The sequence below is a fragment of the Arthrobacter sp. 2YAF22_2 genome, assembly GCF_052114645.1.
Taxonomy (GTDB): Bacteria; Actinomycetota; Actinomycetes; order Actinomycetales; family Micrococcaceae; genus Arthrobacter.
Window position 1 is genome coordinate 1 of sequence record NZ_JBFRFD010000330.1, and the last position, 4,171, is coordinate 4,171.

Below are 4,171 nucleotides of genomic sequence, written 5' to 3' on the forward strand. Positions count from 1 at the left end.
GCTCCCAGAACTGCTCCGGCTCGTCCACCGACCACTGCCAGAGCTCGTCGTAGCCCGTACCGATGTCGATGCCCTGACGGGTAAGGAAGGCAGTAAACTGCCCGACGCCTGTCGCCGCGCTGCCCTCCGGTTCGGGTTGCCAGATCACCTCTCCGTCAGCGGCACGTGTGTCGGTGATCATGCGGTCTCCAAGGGCTGGGAGGCCAGTTTGCGCTGCTCGGCGATCTGGGCCGCAGTCACGGGCTCGGTTCCGATCAACACGAACAGCACCCGGGCCGTAGTGTTGGTGCGGTTGGACCACGCGTGGCTGGTGGCGCGTTGCACCGCCACGTCGCCGGCGCGCATGGTAGCCTCACCTTCGTCGACGAGCAGGGTGATCTCGCCGTCAAGCACGACGGCATAGTCCAGCGAGTCGGTGCGGTGGAACCAGAAGTGCCTGGATCCGCTATGCTCGGCCCCCGCATCGGCCTCGTCATGCCCGTCGAGCTCACTGAAGATCACCGAGCCCGCCTCATCCGGGTAGACGGAGTCCGGCGGGAAGTCGGCAACTCGCAGAATCGTCTCGCCGACGGCGGGAAAGCTAGGGATCTCGGCGTCCGCCGTGGCTGGGTCGGCATCGGTGACATGGTCGATAGCTCCGGCAGCGGTCCGCCACGGAACTGTGGCACCGAATCCGGGAATCATGTCTGAGGACCAGTGGTTGGGTGCGGCCCCGTCCGAGAGGATGATGGCACGGCCCTGGTCGTCGTGCCCGGTGACGATCCGGCGAACCGGCGGCCGGGTCATCACGCCACCCATTCTTCGTGCGGGTAGGTGCGGGGTTCGGGCCACCATGGCGCTTTTTGGCGTCCGGTGGAGATCGGAGTGCGCAGCGTGCCGACGCCCTCCAGTTCCAGCTCAATGACGTCGCCTGGTTTCAGGAATTTGCCGATCTCAACACCGGCGCCGAAGCCCATGGTGCCCGAACCGATAAGGTCGCCCGGTTGCAGGCGGTCGGAGATCGAGACGTAGGCCAGCAGCTCGGCCGGGGTGTAAACGAAGTCCTCGACCTTCGTGTCCGAGAGCACCTCGCCGTTGACGCGGACCTGGCCGCGCAGGCCCTCGATGGAGTCAATCTCGTCCATCGTGGTAACCCAGGGCCCGATGCCGTAGCCGAAGTCCTTGCACTTCTGCGGACCCATGCCGATCGCCATCTCCGCGCCTTGGATATCGCGTGCGCTGAAGTCGTTGAAGACGGTGAGGCCGAAGAGATGATCCAGCGCCGTGTCCGGGGTGAGGTCGCTGCCGGACTTGCCCACGACGTACCCGATCTCGAGTTCCCAGTCGAGGGCCTCCGTGAAGTCCGGGTAGGGCAGTTCCTGGTTGTGGCCGTAGGACATGGCCGTGGTGCCCTTGAAATACCCCGGCCGCTCGTAGATGGAGCGTGCCGGCTGGGCTTTGGCGACGATGCGGTGGAAGTTCTGGATGTGCTGTTCGAAGGTGAGCCCGTCGCGGATGACCGGTGAGTCTACGGCGGCGCGCCACGAGACCTCGTCGATGGCCAGCGCAGCGTCGTCAGCCGCGGCGAGCGCATCGTGTGCGGCGTCCAGGAAGATGGAGCCGCCGCCGATTCCGGCGGCCAGGCTTCCGGGAAGGACTGCCAGAGCGAGGGCACGAGCCCGGTCCGGCTCGGCAGCCTTGCGCTGAAGCGTCAGGGCATAGGCGCGGGCCAGGTCAATGACCCGGCCCTGCTCCGGCTGGGCCGCGACAAGTCGGATCTGTTCGCCGTCGGGCGTGGGCACTGCGATACGTCCCAGTTTCATGGTTGCTCCTCTAAGTCGTACATACGATACGTACAGTATCGCATTGGGAAAACGAAGTTGCAAGGGTCAACTCCGTAGGGATGAACATCAGTTTCGGCCCGGGGCGGACCCAGTTGCCCTCAGGAGTGCCCCGCCATCGCAAAGCTCCTCCAGGGCTACATCCGGCGGAAGCATGTCCAGGCTTTGACGGATTTCTGTCAGCAGTTCCAGTCCGCGGTGATCCACGGCAAGCGTGCGGGCCCGTGAGCCCCAGGCGCTTGCGGCGGCGGCTTGGTAAGCGCCCCGTTCAAGCAACTCGATGCCCTGCGCATCTGCCATCGACGCTCCGGCCTCCACCCCGCGTACCAGGGCGCCGAGGTAGAGTGCCAGCTCCGTGGATTCGAGAACCTCGGCACGGACCACCAAGCCCTGGCCCGGCAGGTCCGGCAGCAGGGCGTTGACATCCATCACCCGCCGCAGCCCGGCCCGTTCGGCCAGTTGGTCGAAGGGCGGCCCGAGCAGGGTCGCGTCCACTTGACCGCAGAGCAGTGCTTCCAGGCGTTCGCGCACGCCACCCACCACCACGTAGTGGACCTCGACGCCGGCATCCCGTAACAGGCGCTTGGCGATGAGCGCGAACCCGTTGTCGGGGGCGTCCACCGCGAACCGGCACCCGGCCAGATCCGCAATGGATTCCACGTCACCGCTTGCATGGATGCTCAGCGGAGTGGTCGCCTCGACCYGGGCCACCAGGCGCAGGTCGGCCCCGGCACGGGTCCATTCGAACAGGTTGTCAATCGCCGTGACCACCAGGTCCTGCTCCCCGGCAAGCAGGGCCCTCAGTTGCTCGGCGCTCGAGGTGGTCCGGGTGGGCACTACTTCCACGGACCTCAGGAATCCCAGCTCGTCTGCCAGCAGAAAGGACACCGGCGGGACGAAGTGGCTTTGACGCAGGCTCACGAGGCGGCCCCGCCGGCCGCGGCCACCGCGACCGGGCGATCGACGTACCAGGGAGGCAACTGCCCGGAAGGCCCACGGACCGTCGAGCGCTGGACGCCCAGACCCGAGATTTCCGCCTCCATCACGTCGCCATCCTGGAGGAATCGGCCCCAATGCGAACCGTTGCCTGCGGGCGAACCGGTGATCAGGACGTCCCCGGGCATCAGTACGGCGACGGAGGAGGCGTAGGCGATCAGGCTCGGGATGTCGAACAGCAGGTCATCTGCCAGGGCATCCTGCATCACTTTGCCGTTGAGACTCAATCGAATCCGCAGCTTCGCCGGGTCCGGTACGAACCGCTTCGGCACCACGTAGGGGCCGGTGGGGAAGAACGTCGGCTGGTTCTTCGCCCGGAACCAGTCGGTGCCCATCATGGCAATATCGTTGCGCGGGACGAGGGTCCGCGCAGTGACATCATTGACAATCGTGTACCCGGCGACGTAAACGAAGGCGTCCTCGGCCGATACCCGGTGCGCCTTACGGCCGATGACCACACCAAGCTCGAGTTCCCAGTCGACGTTGCCGCCGACATCCGGCAATTGCACGTCGTCGTAGGCGCCGCAGACCGCCGAGGGGATCCCGGTCCAGATGTAGGGGTCGCCGGAGCGGCCGCGCTCATCGATTTGGGTCGCGGCATCGGCTGCCAGTTGCCCCGGGTCGGCGCCTTCCGCACCGAGCTTGTGGGCGACGCTCATCTGCAGGACGTGTTCGCGGTAGTTCGCCCCGGCAGCAATGATGGTGCCCACCGGCTGGACCGGTGGCAGCACATTAAGCCCCTCGAGCGGGCGGGCACCTGCCGCTGCCGGGTCAACGGACCCGATCACCTCAAGGTTTGCGTCCCAGTCGGCGAACAGGTCCCCGATGCGGGTGATGCCCGGCAGCACGGCGCGCAGGTCAACCACGGCGTCGCCGAAGACAGCCCCGGGGAACTGCTCCCCTGCGTCCTCAAAGGTGCCCAGCCTGAATTCGTCCATCAGTCGTCCTTCCTTGAAGCCGGTATTCGACCCCCGTTAGTAGCCGTTAGACCGGCGGGGCGACGTACAGGCCCTTGTCCTTGCTGTTAAACATCTCCTTGGTAATGAAGTCGTCCATGTCCCCGCCGGTGCCCCATTGGTCGGAGGTCTCGGGTTCGCGCACATCGAAGATGCTCGGATGCCAGCTGTCTTCCTCGACCGTGTCCAACTCGGTGGTGTATTCCATGGTGTTGCCGTTGGGATCCAGGAAGTAGGTGAAGGTGTTGTCCCCGGCACGGTGGCGGCCAGGACCCCAGAGCTTCTGGTGGCCCGAGCGCAGCAGCTTTCCGGTGCCGCGCATGTACTCGTCGATGCCGCGCAGCTCAAAGGACGCGTGCTGCAGCGAGGCGTGCGGGCCACGCGCGATCGCCATGGAGT

5 protein-coding genes and 1 pseudogene are annotated in these 4,171 nt (G+C 66.0%); all 6 read right to left on the minus strand.

Going from position 1 to position 4,171, the window contains the following annotated elements; genetic code table 11:
* The coding region (locus AB4Y86_RS13350; protein WP_441402700.1) for a hypothetical protein at nucleotides 1–181 on the minus strand (181 nt) is incomplete at its 3' end.
* Nucleotides 178–786, minus strand: a complete 609-nt coding sequence (locus AB4Y86_RS13355) for a cupin domain-containing protein (protein WP_441402701.1) — start codon at nucleotides 784–786, stop codon at nucleotides 178–180. The genes AB4Y86_RS13355 and AB4Y86_RS13350, both read right to left, overlap by 4 nt.
* The gene (locus AB4Y86_RS13360; protein WP_441402702.1) at nucleotides 786–1,802 is read right to left on the minus strand and encodes a fumarylacetoacetate hydrolase family protein; all 1,017 of its coding nucleotides are present in this window, start codon (nucleotides 1,800–1,802) and stop codon (nucleotides 786–788) included. The genes AB4Y86_RS13355 and AB4Y86_RS13360 overlap by 1 nt, the downstream gene beginning before the upstream one ends.
* An 87-nt stretch (nucleotides 1,803–1,889) precedes the next feature.
* Entirely contained in the window at nucleotides 1,890–2,741 is an 852-nt protein-coding gene (locus AB4Y86_RS13365) for an ABC transporter substrate-binding protein (protein WP_441402703.1), read from the minus strand.
* Nucleotides 2,738–3,754 carry a fumarylacetoacetate hydrolase family protein gene (locus AB4Y86_RS13370; RefSeq protein ID WP_441402704.1) on the minus strand — a complete coding sequence of 339 codons (1,017 nt, stop codon included), beginning with the start codon at nucleotides 3,752–3,754 and terminating at the stop codon, nucleotides 2,738–2,740. The genes AB4Y86_RS13365 and AB4Y86_RS13370 overlap by 4 nt, the downstream gene beginning before the upstream one ends.
* A 46-nt stretch (nucleotides 3,755–3,800) precedes the next feature.
* Nucleotides 3,801–4,171 (minus strand): annotated as a pseudogene (locus AB4Y86_RS13375) (VOC family protein); the annotation flags it as partial.

Bases quoted from the DNA above. Each gene is read 5' to 3' on its own strand.
- AB4Y86_RS13355 (WP_441402701.1), bottom strand. From the start codon at position 786: ATGACCCGGCCGCCGGTTCGCCGGATCGTCACCGGGCACGACGACCAG.
- AB4Y86_RS13360 (WP_441402702.1), bottom strand. From the start codon at position 1,802: ATGAAACTGGGACGTATCGCAGTGCCCACGCCCGACGGCGAACAGATC.
- AB4Y86_RS13370 (WP_441402704.1), bottom strand. From the start codon at position 3,754: ATGGACGAATTCAGGCTGGGCACCTTTGAGGACGCAGGGGAGCAGTTC.